The following is a 21,587-nucleotide window of genomic DNA, read 5'->3' on the forward strand; positions in this document are numbered from 1 at the left end:
AAAATAAGTTAAGGATTGAATATAATGTCATTGAAAGAGGATAATGAGCTTAATAAGCTTCAAAATTTAGTTAAATCTAGTTTATTGGAGATTAATAAACTTAAACTTAAAATTGTTCAAATTGAAGCTGAGAAAGATTCCCTTAAAGAAACTAATGATACTGCGGAATTAGAATCTATTATTGTAGAAAAAAATGATGAGATTACTAATCTAGTTTCTGAAGTTAATAAATATAAACAGATTATTCAATCCAAAACTTCTAAAATTGAAGAATTATCATTAAAAATAGATGACCTTAATAAAACACAGGAAAGATTTGAGGATTTAAAATCTTCATTTGAAAATGATTTAACTAATTTTAAAAATATTGAATTAAAAGAAGTTAAAGATAAATTACAACAAGAAATTTCTTTAAATTCGGATAAAGAAGAAGAAATTAAAGAATTGAATCAGAAACTTATAAATTCTCAAGATGATGTTTTGAAATTTAGTAAAGAATTAGATAATTTTAAAAATGTTAATTATGTTGAAATTAAAAATAAGTTAGATGATTCTCAAGGTACTGTTAAACTTCGAGATGAAGAAATTCGTAATATTTCTAAAGATTTAATTTTATCAAAAGATAAATGTAGTAAACTTGAATTTGAATTAAATGATTTTAAAAATAATCGTTTTACTGAAATTAAGATTCGTTTAGATAAAGCTAATGAAACTATTGATGATAAAAATATTGAAATTAAATCATTAAATAGTAAAATTAACGAATATAAAGAAGAAATTGCTAATTTAAACAGTAATTTAATTAGTAAAGATAGTATTCTTTCACTTAAAAGAGAGATTGATTCTAGAGATTTAGATTTAAGTGAAAAAGAGATTCGTATTAAAAATCTTAAGGAACAATCTGTGCCTAAAGAAGATTATATTAAAGTTCAACAAGAAATATCTGAAAAAGATGCTCAAATTAAACGTTTACAAGAAGTGAAAACTTTACTACAGGATATTAATAGTGATCCTGTTTTTGATAAAGAAAAAATTAAGCAAACTATTTTATCTGGTTCTGATAAAACTTCTGGATCTGATGTTAATGAGATTGCTAAATTACGTAAAGAGTTAAATGAAACTAAAGATGATGTTCGTAAATTAGAGAATATTAAAGATTTATATTCTAAATTAACTGCTCCTAGGGTTAAAAATTTAACTAGTATTCAATCTCAGGTTTTCAATATTTTACCTAATAAATCTATGACTACTTATGAAATTCAACAGTATGTTAATGATGTAGCTTTTGATAATTTGTCTTTTGGTAATATTACTAATATTTTAAAGAGTATTGAAAGAAAAGGTTATCTTAAAAGTGAAAAGTTAAATAATGATGAAATTTCTTGGATTAAATTAGAAAAAAATTAATTTTAATTTTTTTTATAACCTATTCTTTTTTTATTCTATTATAAATGCTCTTATAGGGGAGGCTTCTGTTTCTATTTTTAGGGGTATGAAATAAGCATGTTGATACTTGTTGTTTTTTAGTTGGTTAGTTTTAGTTAAGTTTTCAACAATCCAAATATTGTTTTTTAATAATAATTTATGATTTTTGTCACTATTTGGGGAATCTATGCTGGGACTGTCTATTGCTATTCCTTTTATTCCTTTTTTTATTAAGTATTTTGTTAATTCTTTTGATGAGTATGTGTTTTGTTTAAAGTAGTTTGGGTTTTCCCAATTTTCCCACCAATTTGTTTTTAGGATTATTATTTTTTCAAATTTTTCTGGCATGTTGTTGATGTGTTTTATTTTTATTTCTTTTTTGTGGGTGTTTGTTTTAAGTACGGTTGTTTTCCCTATTAAATTTTCTAGTTTTATTTCGTTTATGTTTTTGCTGTTTTTGATGTAGTGTTGTGGTGCATCTATATGTGTTCCTGAATGTGTCCCCGTTTTTAAGAGAGAAATTTTGTATGTGTTATCTTGGGGGCTTATGTCTTTTATTTCTAGTTGGGGATCTTCGGGGTATGTTGGAATTTTTGTCTTTAACAAATGACTTAAGTCTATTATTTTTATTATAATCACCTTTTGTTACTTTTATTTTATGTTGTACATTTATATAATATTTTTTTATTTTATTATACATTTGTTGATATATCTTTAGAAATTTTTATACTCCTGACCACAAAGTATTTATATAACCTCTAACCCATGTTATATTGTAAGTAAATAAAAATCATAGTTAATTACATAATCCAAAATTGTGAATTAATTAAAATTACAAACAATTTTTAAAATACTATTTAATAATTTTATCACAAGTCATTAAATAGTGTAAGGTTAATTATGTAATCAACTTAAAAAAAATCTTGCTACAAAAAGATAAAAAAATCTCAAAGTACAAGATTACTTAATTATATTTACTCAATGAAATTATATTAAAAAAAATACGAGGCGAATATTAATGGCACAACAACAACAACAACCAATTTTTATTTTACCTGAAGGAACAAACCGATTATTAGGTAAAGATGCTCAAAGAAATAATATTTTAGCTGGAAAAGTTTTAGCTGAAACAGTAAGAACAACATTAGGTCCAAAAGGAATGGATAAAATGTTAGTAGATGGACTCGGAGATATCGTTGTAACCAACGACGGAGTAACCATTCTTAAAGAAATGGATATTGATCATCCTGCAGCTAAAATGCTTGTAGAAGTAGCTAAAACACAAGAAGATGAAGTTGGAGATGGAACCACTACTGCAGTTATCATAGCAGGAGAATTACTTAAAAAATCCGAATCCTTATTAGATATGGATATTCACCCAACTATCATTGCAATGGGATACAGACAAGCAGCAGAAAAAGCACAACAAATTTTAGAAGACATTTCTATTAAAGAAATCGACACTGATATGTTAAACAAAGTAGCTATGACTGCAATGACTGGAAAAGGAACTGAAAAAGCTCGTGAACCATTAGCAAAACTCATCGTTACCGCAGTAGAACAAGTAGCTGATGGTGAAGAAGTAGATACTGATCACATCAAAATTGAAAAGAAAGATGGAGCAGTTGTTGAAGATTCTGAACTCGTTCAAGGTGTCATTATTGACAAAGAAAGAGTACACCCAGGTATGCCTGCAGAATTAGAAAATGCAAAAATAGCATTATTAAACTCCGCATTAGAAGTAAAAGAAACTGAAGTAGATGCAGAAATCAGAATAACTGATCCTAACCAAATGCAAGCTTTCATCGAACAAGAAGAAAACATGGTCAAAAACATGGTTAAAGACATCTCCGATGCAGGAGCTAATGTATTATTCTGCCAAAAAGGTATTGATGATTTAGCACAACATTACTTATCCAAAGAAGGAATCATGGCTGTCAGAAGAGTTAAAAAATCTGATATTGAAAAATTATCCAGAGCAACCGGTGCAACCGTTGTAACTAACTTAGATGACTTATCCGCAGATGACTTAGGTGAAGCAGGAAAAGTAACTGAACAAAAAGTATCTGGAGAAGATATGATCTTCGTAGAAGAATGTGCAGAACCTAAAGCAGTAACTTTACTCGTAAGAGGAAGTACCAAACATGTTGTTGACGAAATCGGAAGAGCAGTAGAAGACGCAATAGGTGTAGTAGCAGCTACCATTGAAGACGGAGAAGTAGTTGCTGGAGGAGGAGCACCAGAAATCGCTATGTCCAAACTCTTAAAAGATTATGCTGAATCTATCAGTGGAAGAGAACAATTAGCTGTAACTGCATTTGCAGAAAGTTTAGAAATTGTTCCTAAAACTTTAGCTGAAAACGCTGGATTAGACAGTATCGATTCCTTAGTAGATTTAAGAGCTTCCCATGAAACTTCCCCATACATGGGATTAGATGTTTTCACTGGTGATGTAACAGATATGAAAGAAGCTGGAGTTATTGAACCAAAACGTGTCAAAAAACAAGCTATTCAATCTGCTTCCGAAGCAGCTGAAATGATTTTAAGAATCGATGATGTAATTGCATCTTCAGCATCTCCACAAGATGCAGCAGGTATGGACCCTAGTCAAATGGGCGGAATGCCTCCAATGATGTAATCTCATTGAGTTTTACAATAAAAGGAAAAAATATACATAAAAACATTTAAATCCACATTACTACATATTTGGTGTGGAAAATAGTTTAAGGAGTAAAAAATACTAAGTATTAATTTAGTTTTTTTACTCCTTTTTTTTTAAAAAAATTAATAGTAAGGAGTTGACAAAAAATGGATGAAAAATTAATTAAAAATGCCCGAAAACCAGAAGGAGAATATGGGGAAAAGATGATTGAAAGAATGAATAAAAGTCATGAAAGTTTAGCTCAATGGGGAGTATCTCATTTAGATATTGGATCTTCAGATATTATTCTTGACATCGGTTGTGGTGGAGGAATTAATGTTCAACGATTTTCTAATATGGCTCCTGAAGGAAAAATTTATGGTTTAGATTATTCTGAAGTTAGTGTGGAAAAATCTAAAGAACTTAACAAAGATATTATAGAAAAAGGTCAAGTTGAAATAGATCAAGGTAGTGTATCTGAATTACCTTATGATGATGAAACTTTTGATCTTGTTACTGGTTTTGAAACTGTTTATTTCTGGCCAGATTTTATTAATGATTTAAAAGAAGTTAAACGTGTTCTTAAAAAAGGTGGAAGTATCTTTATTTGTAATGAAGCAAGTGGATCTAATGAAGATAAAGAACTTATGGAAGATCATATTAATTTATTGGGTATGAAGGTTTTCACTGAAGATGAATTAGGTGATAGTCTTATTGAAGCTGGTTTTAATGAAGTTTTAACTTTCACTAAAGAATCAAATGATAAACTTACTCACAAAGATACTGATTGGTTATGTGCAATTGCACGAAAATAAGAATCACTTTTATTAAATTAAATTTATCTATAATTATTCTATAAATGAAAAGGTTCTTTTATAGAATAATCAATAATTTCTCTTTTTTAATTAATTTTAAAATTAAATCAATTTACCAATTTAATATTTTTATAAAAATTAAAATAATATTTTATTTTTTAAATCTAAGACCTACAATATACATTTCTTTACTTTTCTTCCTACTGCTAGGAGGTTTAGTGGTCTTTAAAATTTTAAACTTTTTCTTTAAATTATCAACAGTTTCCTTATAGTAAGGTCCTTGGAATATTTTCATAACCATATTCCCACCAGGTGCAAGTATATTATCTGCAATATCACTTACAGTATTAATTAAATCAATACTTCTTAAATGATCAATATCTCTTATTCCTGATAATGAAGGAGAAGCATCACTTATTAATACTTGTGTTTGCCCATCAATTATGTCCATTATCTGATTTTGAATTTCAGGGCTTGTGAAATCTCCCCGTATACGGAAACAATTTTCTTCTTCAAAAGGTTTTATATGGTTTAAATCAATACCTACAACAATTCCTTCTTCACCAACTTTTTCAAGAGCAATTTGTGACCATCCTCCAGGTGCAGCACCAAGATCAACAACTGTATTACCAGTTTTCATAATTTTATATTTTTTATCTAATTGTTTTAATTTATATGATGCTCTAGATCGGTAATTTTCACTTTTAGCTCTTTTATAATAGGGGTCATGTTTTTTTTCTACTTGCCATCTACTTCCCATTTTTTTCCTTCCACTTAAACTTTTAATCAATTTTTTTACTATTTTCTAATTTAGATTGTGCAAATTGTAAACTAGAACAAACTGGTTTACCTATTTTTATAACTTCTAAATCTACTTCATTATCATTTATTTCTAAAATCATCACACTAGGATCTGAAAGTCGTGGAACAGTTGGACTTCCAGGGTTTATAAGTAAAACATCATTTACTTCTTCTGCCATAGGTATATGTGTATGTCCAGTTATGAGAATATTTACATCCAATTCTTTGGCTAAGTAATATAACTGTTGTGTATCTCCTCTTGGGCGAATATCTCCATGGTTTAGTCCAATTTTTGTTTTACCTGCAGTTATAACTTTTGATTTTGGTAAATCTAAACCATTTAAAATATCAACATTTCCTTGCACAGCTATTACTGGTGCTAAACTTTCTAATTCCTTAATTACACTTTCTTCAATTACATCTCCAGCATGTAAAATTAAATCCACATTTTTAAATGTTTCAAATACTTTTTCAGGAATTTTACTTGCACGATTTGAAATATGTGTATCTGATATTAAACCTATTATCATTACTTTCACCTCTAGTTAATGTTTTAGTTAAAATTAGTTGTTATTTTTATTTTCAAAATAGGAAAAATACTTAAATTTTATTTTAAATTTATAACACTTATTAATATATTATTCAATACAATTTATAAAATTTGTCCTAAAATTAAGGAACAAAAATCAAATAATAAATTATATATGTTTATAAAAAAAAGAAATATTATTACTGATAATATTTTATTGAAAATATTATGAATTTCTAAATAATGGAGAATTAGAAAATGGGAAAAATCAAAAAAGATGATATTTTAGATATCTTAAAAGGATACGACAAAGAAAATATAACAATAGCTACACTAGGAAGTCATACAAGTTTACATATACTTCGTGGTGCGCAAGAAGAAGGTTTTCATACAGCTGTAGTCTGTGAAAAAGGACGTGAAGTTCCATATCAAAGATTTGATGTAGCAGATGAATTTATAATGGTAGATAAATTTAAAGACATAGTCAATGAAGATGTTCAACAAAGATTACGTGATATGAATGCAATTGTTATCCCTCACGGATCTTTTGTAGCATATGCTGGTTTAGATAATGTTGAAGATAAATTCATGGTACCAATGTTCGGGAATCGTGATATCTTAAGATGGGAAGCAGAAAGAGATCTTGAACACAAATTACTTGAAAATGGGGATATACGTATTCCACAAAAATACGACAATCCAAGTCAAATTAATAGAGAAGCTATGGTAAAATTCCCAGGTGCAAGAGGAGGAAGAGGATACTTTGTAGCAAGTTCCCCTGAAGAATTTGATAAAAAAATTGAAGCTATGAAAAAAAGAGGCTGGATTGAAGACGAAGATGTAGATCAAGCACACATTGAAGAATATGTAGCTGGATGTAATTATTGTATACATTATTTCTATTCAGCATTAGAAGATGAAGTAGAAATTATGGGAATGGATACAAGATATGAATCAAGTATTGATGGTTTTGTTAGAATGCCTGCAAAAGATCAATTAGATATTGATAAATCCCCAAGTTATGTTGTAACTGGTAACCATCCTGTTGCAATACGTGAATCATTATTAACTCAAGCATTTGACTTAGGAGATAAATTTGTAAAAAGTGCACATGAACTTGTAGCACCAGGTTTAAATGGACCATTCTGTTTACAAACACTCGTTAATGATGATTTAGAAATTGTTGTATTCGAAACAAGTGCCCGTACTGATGGGGGAACAAACACATTTATGGACGGTTCATCTTACAGTCATCTTAAATATGGTGAAGGTATGAGTATGGGTCGTAGAATTGCTTTAGAAATTAAAAAAGCAATTAAAACTGAAGGCGGTTTAGAAAAAGTCATAACATAAAATCTTTTTTAGATTATATAAAATATTGGATTAAAGAAGTAGGAGTGTAATATTTTTTTTATTATGCTCCTATTTTTTTTAAAAAAATTAAGAAAGAGTTTATTTTTTAATATTTTTACTTGTTTCACGTTCTTCTTTTTTCTTTTCTTTATTTGACTTTTTTTGATTGTCTTGTTTTTGTTGTTCTATAGCTTTTTGACGGTTACTGTTAAAGAATGCACCTACAAATCCTATAACTCCACCAACAATTAAAACAAGAATTATTAAAATAGTTGCTGTTTGTGGAATACTCATTCCTTTAATAGTAATAGGGCCCATTGCCCCATAAAAACTAACAAAAGCAAGTGGAAGTGCTCCTATAGCACCCATTATAATAGCTAAAATCTTATTTTTACTTATATATCCAATATAAAGCAAACCTATTGCTGAAAATGGTGCTAACCAATCTAAAGATTTTTGATAAGATAATGTTGCAATAAGTGTTGTTAATGCTGCAGCTACTATAAAACCCATCCAATTATAACTAAATAACCAAGATTTAAATCCATTTTCAAAAATTTTCATAAATTACTCCTCTTTTAACTTAAATTTTTTAATATCTGTCATGTGAACGGCCAGCAATTAATCCTCCAAATCCACCTGCAATACCCATAACAATCATATAATAAATCATATATCCTAAAACTACAACTAAACTACTAACTCCAGATATTGTAAATCCTGCAAGACCTCCAAATAATCCAAATAGTAAACTACTACCTGTAGTAATTAGTAATATAAATATTATAGCAGAAACTATAGTTCCTAAAGCACCAGCTACAGCAGCATTCACCATGCCTTTCCAAAATCCTCTTTTAACCATAATTCCTACTAAGAATCCAACAAGGATTAAACCTATGAATTCATAATGTGGAAAATATGATTTAACTATTATAGCTAAAATAAATCCAACTATTACTGCACTCCATTTCACCATACATATTAGCTCCTGAATAATTTTTAATTAATTATTTAAGTATATTATTATAAAAAAATTTTTTATTACTTATAATATAATAAAAATTCAATATAAATTTTTGTATTTTTTTTCAATCTTTAATATTAGTAATCAATTATGGATTTAACAAATTTTCCCATTTTTTTAACATTTTCATTAGAATCTTTAATTGAAATTTCAACACTACTTTCATATTTTTTTGCCAATTATTTAGCATACTGTTTAAAGCATTAACCTTAAATTTCCATAATTTATCTTCTGGAATATACCATAATTTATTTTGAACAATAGATTGTAATTTAGAATAATCCATTTCAACTATTTTACTTAAACTTACTTTTTTACCAAAATCTTCTAAATTAGGAAATTTTGCATGACCTTCCCATTGATTAAATGGACACACATCTTGGCATATGTCACATCCACAAATCCATTCACCTAATTGTTCACGTAAAGGTTCGTCCATTAAATTATTTTCATGATTACAAGTAATCCCACTAATACAAGTCATTTTATTTGTGGCATAATCTTTTAATAAACTAGAAGTAGGACACATTTCAATACATAAACTACAGCTCTCTGGACAAGGTTCTAAATTAGATTTAAATTTATACTCTAATTCTTTATCTATTAACCATGATTTTAAAACAATATAAGATCCATCTTCTGTATAAAAAAAGTTATTTTTACGAATAATACCAATACCAGCTTTACATGCTGTCCATCGCATAGTTGTTAAATCATGGTCTTCACCAATTAATGCTTTTATGCCGATTTCATCTAAATATTTTTGAAATTCCTTTTGTATTTGATATTGTTCAGATTCACAATTGCGTCTACCATCTACAAGATAGTACTTTCCAATTTTTCCATTTAAATGCTCTGGAATTTCAAATTTATTTATTGAATAAGCACATATTATTATACTTTTGGCCCATGGAAATTCTTTTTCTGGATGCGCATAATGTTTTAGTTTATTCAAGTCTTCCTTACTTTCTGGAAAAAGTTTTATTCGTTTATTTAATTGATTTTCAAAACCATTAATATCTTCAATTTTTATGATTCCACATTTATCGTAACCAATTTCTTTTGCTTTTTCACAAATTTTTTTAGCTAAAGTAGTGTTCATAAGAAAAATAGCCTCCTTTTTTATAATTTTTTTTCAACTACTAATTTTCTTCCATCTACTCCAACTATAGTAACTAAACTTCCTTCTAATAATTCTTCATTACTTATTGCTTGCCAATTTTTACCTTCATATTGAATTGTACCAATAATATTTTTGTTTAAGTAGTCATTAACAATGGCATCTCCACCAATTAATTCATTTACTTCAAATTTTTTTTCATGACTCTTTTTAATTTTATGTGCTATTGGTCTTGTGATAATTATGCAAATAATTGTAACTATTAATAAACTTATTAATTGAGTGGGGATTGGGTATTTTAGGAGGTTTAATATTATAACTGAAATAATTCCTATTGTTATGCTTATAAAGTATAATTTTCTTGTTAATACTTCTATGAGTAAAAATATTATACTTAACAGTATCCAAAATTCAATATATTCGATTATCATAAAGCTTAATCCATGTTTTTCATGTTAGTTCGTATTTTAGTTCACTTATGAAATTGTTAATTTTACCATTCATATTATTTTTTAGTTCTTTTTTAGTTAAAGATAAAGTGCTAACAGGTTCTTTTCTAATAAGTCGTTCCATATTCTTAAGAGTACTTTCTGCTCCATTACTTCCACAAGTACAGAAAAATGCAACTTGATCAAATTTTAAAAAGTTTTGTTTCATATATGTGAATATGGGGCTACTCATTGTACCTGCCCAAACTGGTGTTCCAATTATAACTAAATCATAACCTTGAGGATCTATTTTTGAAGGTTTAATTTCTGTGTTATGGCCTAAAATAGATTCAAAAGTTGATTTTAAAAATTTACTTGGACCTTCTCTACTCTCCACATCTTCGATACGTTCAATATCGCATTGAAAGATTTGTCTAATCCTATCTGCCACTTGTTTAGTTCGTTCGCTTCTTGAATAATAAACTACTAAAATCTTCATGAAAGTAATGTTTATTCTTTTAGATATTTAATTTTTATTAAAATAATTATTTTATTTTATTTTTTAATAATATTCCTCTTTAAGTTTACTTTTAACTTCATCAAGTACTGCTTGATGCATTCGTTTTGTAAATTCGGCTTTATCTGTTTGGGCTAAAACATCTAAATATCCCTGACTCACTAAATTATAAGCAAAAGGTGAAGGTATTAAAGTACTTATAGTTTCTACTTCCATTCCACCAGATTCAATCCATTCTAAAACTTTCTTAGCACCTTTAATGTCCATATAATCTTCAGTAGATTCTCTTCTAGCTTCTTTTAATATACTGAAATTATTATCCATTTCCTGAACAAATTTTAATAATATTTTTCCACGTACTTGTTGGCGTCCTGCAGATTTCTGATCCCCTTTATACCTACGAAGTGTCATTAATGAACGTCCAGCACAGTCCCTGAATCTATGGGCTAAAACTTCAGTTTTATTCAATGCTTTTTCAAGTACATTATCAATATTTCCACTATTTAACTTTTTAAATGATTCAAGTGCATTAATTTTTTTATCACTACTCAAATAGAAACCATTATCACTAATGCTTATTGTTAAATCTCTATTGTATTCTGTAGCTGCAATATATGCAATGGCACGACTTAAAGCATCATTTGTTTTTCTCCCAAATAAACTATGGAAAACAACAAATTTTTTCCCACCAAAACCTTTGTAATATTCGATTAACATTTTTCTACTACTAGGTACTTTAGCATAAACATACTGTTCATGGAAATATTCATAAATTGCATTAGCTGCAAAATCATCTACATAAAGATAATCATGAATATACTCTAAAATTTCTGTTTTACTTTTTTTATATTGAAATTTACCTTCCATTAAAGATCTAAATCTCTGAATATCTACTGCAAGATCAAAAGCTAAAGGTAATTGTTCACTAAACCATGAAGGAATAGTTGGAGGTCCTTGTGAAGGAGTTACATTTATTGTCATTCCCCTACCATAATTGAAACGATAAATACTTCCACCAAGAACAAAAGTATCTCCTTTTTTAAGTTTTTCCATAAACTCTTCTTCAACTTTACCTACAACTTCACCATCACATTTTACTTGTACAGCAGAACGATCTGGTATTGTTCCAATATTAGTACTGTATAATACTCTTGCAAGTTTTCCACGTTTTCCAAATCTTTTTTTATCATAATCTATCCAAATCTTTGCATAAACGTATCGGTCTTCAAGTTCAACATATTCTCCAGCTAAATAACTTAAAACATCTTCATAGTCATCTCGGGATAAATCTTTGTAACAGTAACTTTTACGGATTATATCATAAGTATAATCTATATCACATATATTTTCGATACTCATTCCATACAAGTGTTGTGCTAAAACATCTAAACAATTAACGGGTGTTTTTATTTTATCTATTCTACCTTCTTTTGCATTTTTAAGAAGTACTGCACATTCTACTAAGTCGTCACGATCAGTTACTATTATTCTTCCTTTTGATTTTTCATGTAATTCATGTCCGCTTCTACCAATTCGTTGTAATGCTCGGGACACACTTTTTGGTGAATTTATTAATATAACTAAATCAATGTATCCTATATCTATTCCTAATTCTAAACTTGTTGATGAAACAACTACTTTTAACTTACCTTCTTTTAGATTAGTTTCTGTTATTAATCTAGATTCTTTAGATAATGAGGAGTGGTGTGCCATTATATTATTACTATTATAATGTTTAGGATACATTTTTTTTAGATTATAAACAAAACTTTCAGTTCCACTTCTTGTGTTTGTAAATATTAAAGTGGTTTTATGTTGCATTGCTAATTCATCAACTAAATCATACATTCCTAAACGTGTATCTTCATCATCTGCTAGAACTATGTCATCAACTGGACATAAAACTTCCATATCCATTTCTTTTAAATAGTTTACATCAATTATTTTGCAATTTCTTTCTACTCCATATTCATACCCTACTAAAAATTTTGCAATTTCTGTTAAAGGAGATACTGTTGCGGATAGGCCTATTCGGGTATAGTTTCCAATTAAGAATTGTAATCTTTCTAAACTTAGTGATAAATGAACTCCTCTTTTATTTTCTGCTAAAGAGTGGATTTCATCTATTATAACATATTTAACATTGCTTAATTTAAGTCTAAATTTTGGTGCTACAAGTAATATTGATAATGTTTCTGGGGTTGTGATAAGAATATGTGGTGGTTTTTTTAACATTTTTTGTCTTTGATATTGGCTAGTATCGCCTGTTCGTACAGCTTTACGTATTCCTAAAGGTTTTCCTGCAATTTTTTCGATTTCTTCTAAAGGTTTTTCTAAATTTTTTTCAATATCATTGTCTAATGCTTTTAGAGGGCTTATATAAATACAATAAACTTTATCTTCTAATTCTTCTTTTTCTGCAAGTGTTGTAAGTTCGCTAATAATACTTAAAAATGCAGTTAATGTTTTACCTGATCCTGTTGGTGAACTGATTAAAACATTTTCATGATGGTGAATATCTATTATAGCTTTTTTTTGGGCTGGTGTAAAATCTGTAAATGTTTTATCAAACCATTCTTTAACCCATGGGTGAAGATTTTTATAAATCTCTTTTTTGCTGTAAGATTTTTCTTGTTTGCTTATCATGTTTATTCATAACTATAATTTTTTTATATTTGTATCTTTTTTTTAATTTAATATTTATAACTAGTTTTCTATTAAAAATTTAAATATTAGTTTTAATAAAAAATTGTATTAGTGAATTTTTTTATATTAAATTTAGTTAATGCTTATTAAGCTTAATTAAACTATATTATTTTCTTTATTATTGAATTTACTTTTTATTAATTAATTTTGGTGTGATATATGAGTGATGAAAAATTATCTATGAATGAAGCTTTAGAACACTTAACTAGTGAAGATGTTAATACTCGTAAGTTAGCGGTTAATAGTTTAGTTGGGGTTACTGATGATGTTGCTATTGATCCTTTGATTGAAGCTACTACTGATGAAAGTTCTCCTGTTAGATTTAAAGCTGCAGAAATTTTAGGAACAATGGGTGAATCTGCTGTTGATAAACTTATTGAACGATTTAATAATGAAAATGGTCAAAATAAAAGATTTATTACTTATGCTTTAAAACAAACTGGTGATGAAAAGGTTATTCCTTGTCTTGCTGAAGCTGTTGAAGATGATGACGCTATTGTTCGTAAGGTTGCTGTTCGTGGTCTTGGTGAGTTAAAAGCTAACGATAATATTGATGATATTTCTAAAGGTTTAGATGATGAAGATTGGGGTGTTCGTCTTGCTGCTATAAGATCCTTTGGTGATTTAGGTACTGAAGAATCTATTAAATTAATTAAGAAGGCTAGACGTAAAGAGAAAGATAAAGATTTTAAAAAGGCTTGTAATAAATCTATTCAAAAAGCAGAGGAAGCTGTTATCCCTTATCAATTTAATCTACTTGTTGAAAATGGTTTAGTTGATGTGGATGAGAAAGATTTAGGTTCTACTCCTAAAAAACGAGTTAAAGCTATGAAAAAAATTATTAAGGAAAATAAAGATTTTTTTAAAAATTAATTTTTCTTTTCTTTTTTTATAACTTAATAGTTTTGTCATAAAACTGTTTTGTAACAATACTTTTAAATATTTTTAAAACAAAATAAATAATAAAGAAAAAATTTCAGGAACAAACAATGATAACAGAAAAAGACATTTTAATAAAAGAACCTAAAGAATATATTGATAAAGTAGCATTAATAGCTCAAATATCATTTATTGAACGAAGCCAACAACGTTATATGTCTAATAAACTAAAAGAATTAAATTTGTTCTTAGGAGAAGTAAAATTAATAATGTCAATATGTGCAAATGAAGGTTTAAGCCAAGAAGATTTAGTAAAAACATTTGGATTAAATAAATCAACAGTAGCAAACTCTTTACGAAGTTTAGAAGAACAAGGATATATATTAAGAAAAGTTAATCCTAATAATCGGAGAAAAAATCAAATTTTTGCAACAGAAAAGGGGAAAAATCTTTCTAATAAATTTATTAATTATAATTTAGAATGGGAATTAAAAATGGGAATAAATAATTTGAATCCTATTTTTCGTGAAGAATTAGCTAAATTAGCTAGTAAAAGTTTAAATGATTTAAACTCTTATTAACCGTGATTTTTTATGTCAAATAAAAATTTAGATTTACTTTTTGGGGATTATAAAGTAGCATTACGTACAATGATGATCCCTATGATGTTAGGAATGCTTATAATGCAATCTTACAATCTTATTGATGGAATTTGGATTTCATTTCTTGGACCAACAGCTCTTGCAGCATTAGGTGTCACTACTCCATTATTTATAGTTTTAAATGGTTTTGCTAATGGTATGGCTGCTGGTGGAACTAGTCTTATAGCTCGTTTTATTGGAGCTAAAAATAAAGATAAAGCAGATCAATCTGCAACTCAGGCAATAATTCTTGCAATAATTATTTCTATAATTATATCAGTAATTGTATTAGTTTTCCAAAAACCAATACTTTCATCTATAGGTGGTAAAAGTATTTTAAGTATTGCTGTTCAATACAACACCATAATATTTTCAGGTGCTATATTTGTCATGCTTATGGCTATGCTATCTGGAATACTTAGAGCAGAAGGTGATATGAATAGGGCATTATACATAATGGCATTATCCGGTGTAATGAATGCAGTACTCGATCCTATTTTCATGTTCAAATTAAATATGGGAATTCAAGGAGCAGCTGTATCTACAGTTATATCCGCTATAATACCATGTATTGTTCTTATTTACTGGTTATTAATAAAAAAAGATGCATATGTTAAAATCAAAGTAAAATTTTTAAAACTCAATAAGAAAATATTATATGTATTGCTAATGGTAGGCATACCTGCTAGTATGGAAATGCTCTGCATATCTATACAGTTAGGATTTATGAATACAATACTCTCCACTATAATTAATACAAATGCAGTAGCAGCTTATACTGCTGGAATGAGAGTAATATTATTTGGTATAGTGCCAGCAGTAGGATTAAAATTAGCATTAGTTACAGTAGAAGGAGCATCTTATGGTGGAAAAAAATTTTTAAGAATCAAAAAAGTATTTCAATATGGAACTAAACTAGGAATATTAATAGGATTAAGCATAGGTATTCTAATTTTTATATTTGCACCACAAATAGCATTATTATTCAGTTATTCTCCACAAACAGCACAATTAATACCACAAATAACGTTAATGTTACGGGTAATGATAATATTCTTTTTATCTCAACCAATTGGCAGTATATGTAGTGGATACTTCCAAGGAATAGGTAAAGGACCAACAAGTTTATTTACAGCAATATTACAAGAAATAATCTTCCCCATAAGTATTGTACTAATTTTAGTATTATCATTTAAAGTGAATTTTACAATTTTACTTATAGGATTAGTATCAGGTAAACTTATTGGGGCAAGTATAAGTTGGATATACTCTTATATACATTGTAATAAAGATTTAAAACAATATGGTTCAGAAGGAGAATTAATAACAGAAAATAATAAATTAAATTTATAAAATAATAAAATTAAAAAAAAGTTAAAATAAAGAAGATTTATTCCTTTTTCACTTCATTTATTTGATAAAGATCTGTTCTTCTATTTGCAAGTACAGGAATATCTTTTCGAACATTATCAATTAAATCTAAATCCAATATTTCAGTAATTAATTTTTCATCATATTTAGCTTCAGCTACAATATCTCCCCAAGGATCACATATAATACTATGTCCAAATGCATTATATTCTCCTTTTTGATTTAATGCAGGTGAAACACCAATACAATAAACTTGATTATCTAAAGCTCGTGCCTTAAATAATGTTTCCCAATGACTTGGCCCAGTAGTTAAATTAAAAGCCCCTGGATAAATCAGTATACGAGCACCTTTCTGTGTAAGTATTCTAGCTAGTTCGGGGAATCTAATATCATAACATATTCCTAAACCTATCTTTCCCCATTTAGTATCTACAAGTGTAAAATCATCACCAGCAGTCAATGTATCAGATTCTTTAAATCTAATTTTTCCTTTAACATCAATGTCAAATAAGTGCATTTTTCTATGTTTCCCAATTAATTTCCCATTATTATCATAAAAAAAGCTAGTATTATATATTGATTCACTACCATCTTCATTAATCTCTTTTTCAGGAATACTTCCAGCCAATATATAAATTTTTAATTCCTTAGCTAATTTTTGAATGTGTTGTAATGTAATACTATCTTCAGCTATTTCAGAATATTTTCTAAATTTACTATTTTCATAAGGACAATTAAACATTTCAGGCAATATTGCTAATTCAGCCCCTTTATCTCTAGCTATTTTTATATAAGTTTCTGCTTCTTTAATATTTGCTTCTTTATTATCTATTACATTTATTTGACATAATGCTACTTTTAAAATGTTCATTAAAATGGCTCCAATAATATTTGAATTAAAAAAAAATTTAAAAAAAGTAAAAAAATTTTAGATGAAAAATTTTGTTTAATCAGTAAAATGAATACTATTTATCATCTTATTGATTGCAGATGTATTTGTTGCATTTAAATATGGATTATCACTTTTACCATTGTTGATTACCCAATTATAATAAGTATCGTCATGAATAACAGATATATATCTTGAATAACCATGTCCAGTAGTATTTATTGATATATCAGTTGCATTTACACCATCAATAGTTATATTATTCACACTAATGATTTTCCCATCTAAAGATTTCGCAGTTTGATTAATACTATTTTTAACATCATTAAGTGTTATATCACTATTATTAATACAACTAAATCCAATCACCGTTTTATCAGGTGTACGGAAAGCAACTTCTCCTTGATCTGAGTCTCCACTAGTACTATTATACTGTGACCAGCTAGTAGGATAACTAAATGATACTTTATCACTACTATAATTTCCTGGACCCATATGTGTTTCTTCACTAGTAAACATTGTTGAACCAACAGCTGCAATAATTATTGCAAGCAATGCTATCACAATAACAAATATTGCAATGTTCCGTCTACTAATTTTATTTAAGAAATTAAGGCTGGAATCTTTTTTAGGTTCATTATTACTTTTAAAAACATCTTTAATATCTTTAAAAACATCAGGTTCTTCGGGAACTTTAGTTTTAACTGATTTTGGCTTTTGTGTTTTCTTTACTTCTTTTTGTGTATTTTTAACAGTTGTATAACTTACTTCTTGATCTTTACTAGCCTTAAATCGTTCATATTTTTCCTTATCACTCATAAAATAAGAATCTGGATGAATATTTTTAGGTTCTTCTTTTTTTATATTATCTTGGCTTAAATCATAACCACTTAAATCAAATTTTTTAATATTAAAAGATGGTTTATTAAAATTAGAAGATTTAGGTTCTTCTTTTTTGCCATTTTTAGAATCACTTAAATCTTTAAAACTACCCATTATTTGGTCTTTAAAGCTACTTTGTTTTACAGATTCTTTTTTATTAGTTGATTTTGTGAAGTCATACCCACAATTTCCACATTTAGGTGCACTATCATAACTTGCATTCCCACATTTTGGACAATATTTAACCAAAACTTCAAACCTCCACTAATTTATAATATAAATATTTTTTTATGAATACTAATATTTAATAGTTTTTAAAATATTTTTTTAAAGTTTTATCAAAAAGTATTTAATAAGAATTATATAAATAAAACTAATTATTAATTTTAAAAAAATTTTCAAGGAAGTTAAAAAAATGTTTAAAGTTTCAGAAGTATTTTTTAGTCCAGGAAGCACAACTAAAAAAGTTGTAAAAGAAATATCCTCCAAATTCGATGGTGAAAAAGATTGTTATGATCTATTAAAAGAACACAATAAAATAATTCTTCAAGAATTTCAAGAAGATGAACTTCTAATTATAGGGTTACCTGTATTTAGTGGTAGAATCCCACAAATAGTAAAAGTAGATTTAGAAAACTTAAAAGGAAATAATACCTTAGCAATCCCCGTTGTTGTTTATGGAAACAGAGATTACGATGATGCTCTTCTTGAATTGAAAGAAATCTTAGATAAAAATGGATTCAAAACAATAACTGCTGGAGCATTTGTAGCACAACATTCAATATTCCCTGAAACTGCTAAAAATAGACCAGATTCAAAAGATTTAGAAAAAATTAATGAATTCACAACTAAAACTATTGAAAAAATAGAAGATTACACAAACAATAAAGAAAACTTTAAAGAAATCACAGTTCCTGGAAACAAACCATATCGAGAAATTCAAGGTGTTCCTCTTAAACCAACATCTAATAAAAATTGTACTGAATGTGGAACATGTGCTACTCTATGCCCTACAAAAGCAATCGATATAGAAAATCCAAAATCAACAGATGGAAGTAAATGTATTACATGTACTGCATGTATATATGCATGTCCAGAAGATGCAAGAGAATTTAATAAACTCATGTTTGTTCCAGCATCAAAACTATTTGCTAAAAAATGTAGTGAAAGAAAAGAACCCGAATTCTTTTATTAAACAATTTTAAATAATTTAATAAATATCATATTTTTGGAGAAATAATAAAATGGTAAAAGAAAATATAGGAAAAGAAATAATTTTTGGAAATGATAATTACACAATATACCGTGTAGGTGACTGGAAACATGATTACAAATTAAATGTAACCGGAACTTCCTCACAATTACCTGCATCCGAACCAACTAAAAAACATGTACTTTCACAAATGGAACAAATAAGAAAAGCAGAATTTGAATGGGAAGGAAAAAAAGTTAATGGTATGATTGGTATAGGATTACAATTAAATGAAGATTTACAAAAATTATCTGCTGAAGAATTAATAAATTTAGAAGAAAAAGAATATAAACAAATTTTAGAAGAATTAGATAATTTAAAACTAGAAGATAATAATAAATTTTTAAGCTTAGAAACAAAAGATTTCCTAGTTTATAAACTTGAAATGGCACATGAAGGTCTTCAAGTTCAACCAGCCACACCATACACTTTAGAATATCATTTAAATGAAATTGAAGAATTAAAAAATAAAGAACAAAAGAAATAATTAGGAATACAAATTTTTTATATTCCTAATAATATTTTTAAACCGATAATAATTAAAATTATACCTCCAATAATTAAGAATTTATCTCCGAGGTAATCACCTAATTTTTTACCAATTAATGCACCAATTATAGTGAATATAAAAGCTACAGATCCTATTAATAATATAGGAATCCAATAATTTATATGTAATAATGCAAATGTTAAACCAACAGCAAATGCATCGATACTAGTAGCTATTGATAATAATGTAACTTCTTTAAAACTAAACTCATCAACGGTTTCTTCGTCATTTTTTAATCCGTCACGAATCATATTTAAACCTATAAGTAAAAGAAGTATAAATCCTATCCATGTTGCCACATTTGATACAAATCCACTTAATTGATTACCAAAAAAGTACCCAATTAATGCCATAAGTGCTTCTGAACCACCGAAGAATATAGCATACCATAAAATTTGTGATTTTGTTAAACCTTTTTGGGAAAAACCTTTAGTTAATGACACACTGAAACTATCAGTACCTAATGCCATTGCTAATAATATCATTGAATAAGAATCTAATATCATTTTTATGTCTCACATTCCATTTTTTTTATTTAAATATGTCTAATGTTACTTTTTTATCATTTTTCAATTCTTTTGGAGGGGTAACACTTACGAATTCTATCCCTTCTTTTTCAGATAATTCTTTTGCATCCTCATTAATACTAGGTGCAACAAGTAAGCCACGGATTTTTTGTTTCTCTGCTCCTAAATCTTTCAGATAATCATTTTCAGGATTTTCAAAATCACTCAAGTATCTTTTGATTTGTTTCACGGCATTAGTTCCAGCTTTTCTAGCTTTTAATTCTAAAACCATTAAGTTTCCATCATAATCTTTACCTAATATGTCAATGAATCCATGTTCTGTACTATATTCTCTTGCTGTAGGTTTAAAACCTTCTTCTATTAAGTAAGGTTTTTTCATTATCATATCGCCCATATCTTTTTCATAACCAGCAAGTTCAATTTCTGCATAGTCTTTAGCTACAGAATAACTTGCAAATAAAGTTTTTTTTACTTCAACTTCTAATCGTTCTTTAGGGGTTCTACGATAACTTTCTAAAAAAAGTTCATTATCATGGACATTTACCTTTGTTCTGGATTTAGGAGGTTGCCAATTAACAGGTTCAACCTTTTTTTCTTGATGAACTAGAAATGATCCGTCAGGTTTAATGATTATTAAACGTTCTCCAAAATCTAATTGACTCAGAGCACGACCTTCATAAATTATTTTACAACAACTAAAAAGGGTAATCATAGCTTTTTTACATAAACCCTCTTTAACTAAGTCATATGCTTCTTCACAATTAGGTTTTTCTAAAATTTTATATTTCATATAACTTATTAATTGTTGATTATTTCTTTTAAGTTTAATCTATTTTTTATAAAATTAATAAAATTAGTAATTTATAATAATTTTTAATCATATACAATTTTTTCTTTATTAATTTTTCTTGCAGTAATGAAAGCATCAACAATACTGTAAATCCATATTAATATATTTAATACTATTGGATATACACTGTAAGCTAAGCAAAAACCTATAAAAATGAATATTAATAATATTACTGCACCTTTACCTTTTTCACCATTGTATATTTGACCAAAACCAGGGATTATGGATAATACTGCTGCAAGAATAGGATTTTTTTCTTCAAATTCAAAATCATCATTTACTTTAATTTTTCCTTTAGTTTCTATTTTAACTTCTTCATTTTCTTTCTCATCAGGCATTTAAATTACTATCCTTAATGTTTTATTTTTAATTAATAATTATTTTAGT

23 protein-coding genes are annotated in these 21,587 nt (G+C 27.5%); 9 read left to right on the plus strand and 14 right to left on the minus strand.

The window, feature by feature from the left end:
• The first annotated feature begins 24 nt into the window (after positions 1-24).
• The gene (locus BP769_RS00980) at positions 25-1,407 is read left to right on the plus strand and encodes a hypothetical protein (protein ID WP_413823674.1); all 1,383 of its coding nucleotides are present in this window, start codon (positions 25-27) and stop codon (positions 1,405-1,407) included.
• A 30-nt stretch (positions 1,408-1,437) separates the two neighbouring features.
• Here the strand turns inward: BP769_RS00980 and BP769_RS00985 are convergent, their stop codons facing one another.
• Positions 1,438-2,064: a cyclase family protein gene (locus BP769_RS00985; RefSeq protein WP_409197952.1), complete on the minus strand. Its 627-nt coding sequence runs from the start codon at positions 2,062-2,064 to the stop codon at positions 1,438-1,440.
• A 379-nt stretch (positions 2,065-2,443) separates the two neighbouring features.
• On the opposite strand from BP769_RS00985, the gene thsA reads away from it, so the two are divergent.
• Together thsA and BP769_RS00995 are read left to right on the plus strand one after the other, a co-directional pair.
• Entirely contained in the window at positions 2,444-4,063 is a 1,620-nt protein-coding gene (gene thsA / locus BP769_RS00990) for a thermosome subunit alpha (protein ID WP_413823672.1), read from the plus strand.
• Positions 4,064-4,233: 170 nt separating this feature from the next.
• The gene (locus tag BP769_RS00995; RefSeq protein WP_409197950.1) at positions 4,234-4,881 is read left to right on the plus strand and encodes a class I SAM-dependent methyltransferase; all 648 of its coding nucleotides are present in this window, start codon (positions 4,234-4,236) and stop codon (positions 4,879-4,881) included.
• A 151-nt stretch (positions 4,882-5,032) separates the two neighbouring features.
• Here BP769_RS00995 and BP769_RS01000 read toward each other — a convergent pair whose 3' ends face one another.
• Together BP769_RS01000 and BP769_RS01005 are read right to left on the minus strand one after the other, a co-directional pair.
• Positions 5,033-5,641, minus strand: coding sequence for an RlmE family RNA methyltransferase (locus BP769_RS01000; RefSeq protein WP_409197949.1), 609 nt, complete (start codon positions 5,639-5,641; stop codon positions 5,033-5,035).
• A gap of 22 nt (positions 5,642-5,663) precedes the next feature.
• Positions 5,664-6,221 carry a metallophosphoesterase gene (locus tag BP769_RS01005; RefSeq protein WP_409197948.1) on the minus strand — a complete coding sequence of 186 codons (558 nt, stop codon included), beginning with the start codon at positions 6,219-6,221 and terminating at the stop codon, positions 5,664-5,666.
• Between the two features lie 248 nt (positions 6,222-6,469).
• On the opposite strand from BP769_RS01005, the gene BP769_RS01010 reads away from it, so the two are divergent.
• On the plus strand, positions 6,470-7,564 hold the full coding sequence (locus BP769_RS01010) for a formate--phosphoribosylaminoimidazolecarboxamide ligase (RefSeq protein ID WP_409197947.1): 1,095 nt from the start codon (positions 6,470-6,472) through the stop codon (positions 7,562-7,564).
• Positions 7,565-7,663: 99 nt separating this feature from the next.
• On the opposite strand, the gene BP769_RS01015 is transcribed toward BP769_RS01010, so the two are convergent.
• From BP769_RS01015 to BP769_RS01040, 6 genes are all read right to left on the minus strand, one after another.
• Positions 7,664-8,128 (minus strand): hypothetical protein, encoded by a 465-nt coding sequence (locus tag BP769_RS01015; protein ID WP_409197946.1) that lies wholly within the window; start codon positions 8,126-8,128, stop codon positions 7,664-7,666.
• Positions 8,129-8,156: 28 nt separating this feature from the next.
• On the minus strand, positions 8,157-8,540 hold the full coding sequence (locus BP769_RS01020) for a DUF5518 domain-containing protein (RefSeq protein WP_409197945.1): 384 nt from the start codon (positions 8,538-8,540) through the stop codon (positions 8,157-8,159).
• A gap of 136 nt (positions 8,541-8,676) precedes the next feature.
• Positions 8,677-9,690 carry an epoxyqueuosine reductase gene (locus BP769_RS01025; RefSeq protein WP_409197944.1) on the minus strand — a complete coding sequence of 338 codons (1,014 nt, stop codon included), beginning with the start codon at positions 9,688-9,690 and terminating at the stop codon, positions 8,677-8,679.
• Between the two features lie 20 nt (positions 9,691-9,710).
• Entirely contained in the window at positions 9,711-10,139 is a 429-nt protein-coding gene (locus tag BP769_RS01030; protein WP_409197943.1) for an NfeD family protein, read from the minus strand.
• 19 nt (positions 10,140-10,158) lie between these two features.
• A complete protein-coding gene (locus BP769_RS01035) occupies positions 10,159-10,635 on the minus strand; it encodes a flavodoxin family protein (protein WP_409197942.1) in 477 nt (158 codons plus the stop codon).
• 63 nt (positions 10,636-10,698) lie between these two features.
• A complete protein-coding gene (locus BP769_RS01040; protein ID WP_413823669.1) occupies positions 10,699-13,299 on the minus strand; it encodes an ATP-dependent helicase in 2,601 nt (866 codons plus the stop codon).
• Between the two features lie 219 nt (positions 13,300-13,518).
• On the opposite strand from BP769_RS01040, the gene BP769_RS01045 reads away from it, so the two are divergent.
• From BP769_RS01045 to BP769_RS01055, 3 genes are all read left to right on the plus strand, one after another.
• A complete protein-coding gene (locus BP769_RS01045; RefSeq protein WP_409197940.1) occupies positions 13,519-14,232 on the plus strand; it encodes a HEAT repeat domain-containing protein in 714 nt (237 codons plus the stop codon).
• Positions 14,233-14,348: 116 nt separating this feature from the next.
• Positions 14,349-14,819 (plus strand): MarR family winged helix-turn-helix transcriptional regulator, encoded by a 471-nt coding sequence (locus BP769_RS01050; protein WP_409197939.1) that lies wholly within the window; start codon positions 14,349-14,351, stop codon positions 14,817-14,819.
• 12 nt (positions 14,820-14,831) lie between these two features.
• A complete protein-coding gene (locus BP769_RS01055) occupies positions 14,832-16,232 on the plus strand; it encodes an MATE family efflux transporter (protein WP_413861822.1) in 1,401 nt (466 codons plus the stop codon).
• Positions 16,233-16,269: 37 nt separating this feature from the next.
• Here the strand turns inward: BP769_RS01055 and BP769_RS01060 are convergent, their stop codons facing one another.
• A complete protein-coding gene (locus BP769_RS01060) occupies positions 16,270-17,121 on the minus strand; it encodes a carbon-nitrogen hydrolase family protein (protein ID WP_409197937.1) in 852 nt (283 codons plus the stop codon).
• A gap of 75 nt (positions 17,122-17,196) precedes the next feature.
• Positions 17,197-18,270 (minus strand): zinc ribbon domain-containing protein, encoded by a 1,074-nt coding sequence (locus tag BP769_RS01065; RefSeq protein WP_413823667.1) that lies wholly within the window; start codon positions 18,268-18,270, stop codon positions 17,197-17,199.
• 166 nt (positions 18,271-18,436) lie between these two features.
• Between BP769_RS01065 and BP769_RS01070 the strand changes: the two genes are divergently transcribed.
• Positions 18,437-19,216, plus strand: coding sequence for an EFR1 family ferrodoxin (locus BP769_RS01070; RefSeq protein ID WP_409197935.1), 780 nt, complete (start codon positions 18,437-18,439; stop codon positions 19,214-19,216).
• A gap of 49 nt (positions 19,217-19,265) precedes the next feature.
• A complete protein-coding gene (locus BP769_RS01075; RefSeq protein ID WP_409197934.1) occupies positions 19,266-19,760 on the plus strand; it encodes a hypothetical protein in 495 nt (164 codons plus the stop codon).
• Positions 19,761-19,777: 17 nt separating this feature from the next.
• On the opposite strand, the gene BP769_RS01080 is transcribed toward BP769_RS01075, so the two are convergent.
• The 3 genes from BP769_RS01080 to BP769_RS01090 form a co-directional block, all read right to left on the minus strand.
• On the minus strand, positions 19,778-20,329 hold the full coding sequence (locus tag BP769_RS01080; RefSeq protein WP_409197933.1) for a manganese efflux pump MntP family protein: 552 nt from the start codon (positions 20,327-20,329) through the stop codon (positions 19,778-19,780).
• Between the two features lie 25 nt (positions 20,330-20,354).
• Positions 20,355-21,140, minus strand: coding sequence for an endonuclease NucS (gene nucS / locus BP769_RS01085; protein ID WP_409197932.1), 786 nt, complete (start codon positions 21,138-21,140; stop codon positions 20,355-20,357).
• Positions 21,141-21,223: 83 nt separating this feature from the next.
• Entirely contained in the window at positions 21,224-21,538 is a 315-nt protein-coding gene (locus BP769_RS01090) for a hypothetical protein (RefSeq protein WP_409197931.1), read from the minus strand.
• Positions 21,539-21,587: the final 49 nt, after the last annotated feature.

The organism is Methanobrevibacter sp. UBA417 (assembly GCF_002508845.1).
Classification (GTDB): Archaea; Methanobacteriota; Methanobacteria; order Methanobacteriales; family Methanobacteriaceae; genus Methanobrevibacter_A; species Methanobrevibacter_A acididurans.

Bases quoted from the DNA above. Each gene is read 5' to 3' on its own strand.
- BP769_RS00980 (WP_413823674.1), top strand. From the start codon at position 25: ATGTCATTGAAAGAGGATAATGAGCTTAATAAGCTTCAAAATTTAGTT.
- thsA (WP_413823672.1), top strand. From the start codon at position 2,444: ATGGCACAACAACAACAACAACCAATTTTTATTTTACCTGAAGGAACA.
- BP769_RS00995 (WP_409197950.1), top strand. From the start codon at position 4,234: ATGGATGAAAAATTAATTAAAAATGCCCGAAAACCAGAAGGAGAATAT.
- BP769_RS01000 (WP_409197949.1), bottom strand. From the start codon at position 5,641: ATGGGAAGTAGATGGCAAGTAGAAAAAAAACATGACCCCTATTATAAA.
- BP769_RS01010 (WP_409197947.1), top strand. From the start codon at position 6,470: ATGGGAAAAATCAAAAAAGATGATATTTTAGATATCTTAAAAGGATAC.
- BP769_RS01015 (WP_409197946.1), bottom strand. From the start codon at position 8,128: ATGAAAATTTTTGAAAATGGATTTAAATCTTGGTTATTTAGTTATAAT.
- BP769_RS01020 (WP_409197945.1), bottom strand. From the start codon at position 8,540: ATGGTGAAATGGAGTGCAGTAATAGTTGGATTTATTTTAGCTATAATA.
- BP769_RS01025 (WP_409197944.1), bottom strand. From the start codon at position 9,690: ATGAACACTACTTTAGCTAAAAAAATTTGTGAAAAAGCAAAAGAAATT.
- BP769_RS01030 (WP_409197943.1), bottom strand. From the start codon at position 10,139: ATGATAATCGAATATATTGAATTTTGGATACTGTTAAGTATAATATTT.
- BP769_RS01035 (WP_409197942.1), bottom strand. From the start codon at position 10,635: ATGAAGATTTTAGTAGTTTATTATTCAAGAAGCGAACGAACTAAACAA.
- BP769_RS01040 (WP_413823669.1), bottom strand. From the start codon at position 13,299: ATGATAAGCAAACAAGAAAAATCTTACAGCAAAAAAGAGATTTATAAA.
- BP769_RS01045 (WP_409197940.1), top strand. From the start codon at position 13,519: ATGAGTGATGAAAAATTATCTATGAATGAAGCTTTAGAACACTTAACT.
- BP769_RS01050 (WP_409197939.1), top strand. From the start codon at position 14,349: ATGATAACAGAAAAAGACATTTTAATAAAAGAACCTAAAGAATATATT.
- BP769_RS01055 (WP_413861822.1), top strand. From the start codon at position 14,832: ATGTCAAATAAAAATTTAGATTTACTTTTTGGGGATTATAAAGTAGCA.
- BP769_RS01060 (WP_409197937.1), bottom strand. From the start codon at position 17,121: ATGAACATTTTAAAAGTAGCATTATGTCAAATAAATGTAATAGATAAT.
- BP769_RS01070 (WP_409197935.1), top strand. From the start codon at position 18,437: ATGTTTAAAGTTTCAGAAGTATTTTTTAGTCCAGGAAGCACAACTAAA.
- BP769_RS01075 (WP_409197934.1), top strand. From the start codon at position 19,266: ATGGTAAAAGAAAATATAGGAAAAGAAATAATTTTTGGAAATGATAAT.
- BP769_RS01080 (WP_409197933.1), bottom strand. From the start codon at position 20,329: ATGATATTAGATTCTTATTCAATGATATTATTAGCAATGGCATTAGGT.
- nucS (WP_409197932.1), bottom strand. From the start codon at position 21,140: ATGAAATATAAAATTTTAGAAAAACCTAATTGTGAAGAAGCATATGAC.
- BP769_RS01090 (WP_409197931.1), bottom strand. From the start codon at position 21,538: ATGCCTGATGAGAAAGAAAATGAAGAAGTTAAAATAGAAACTAAAGGA.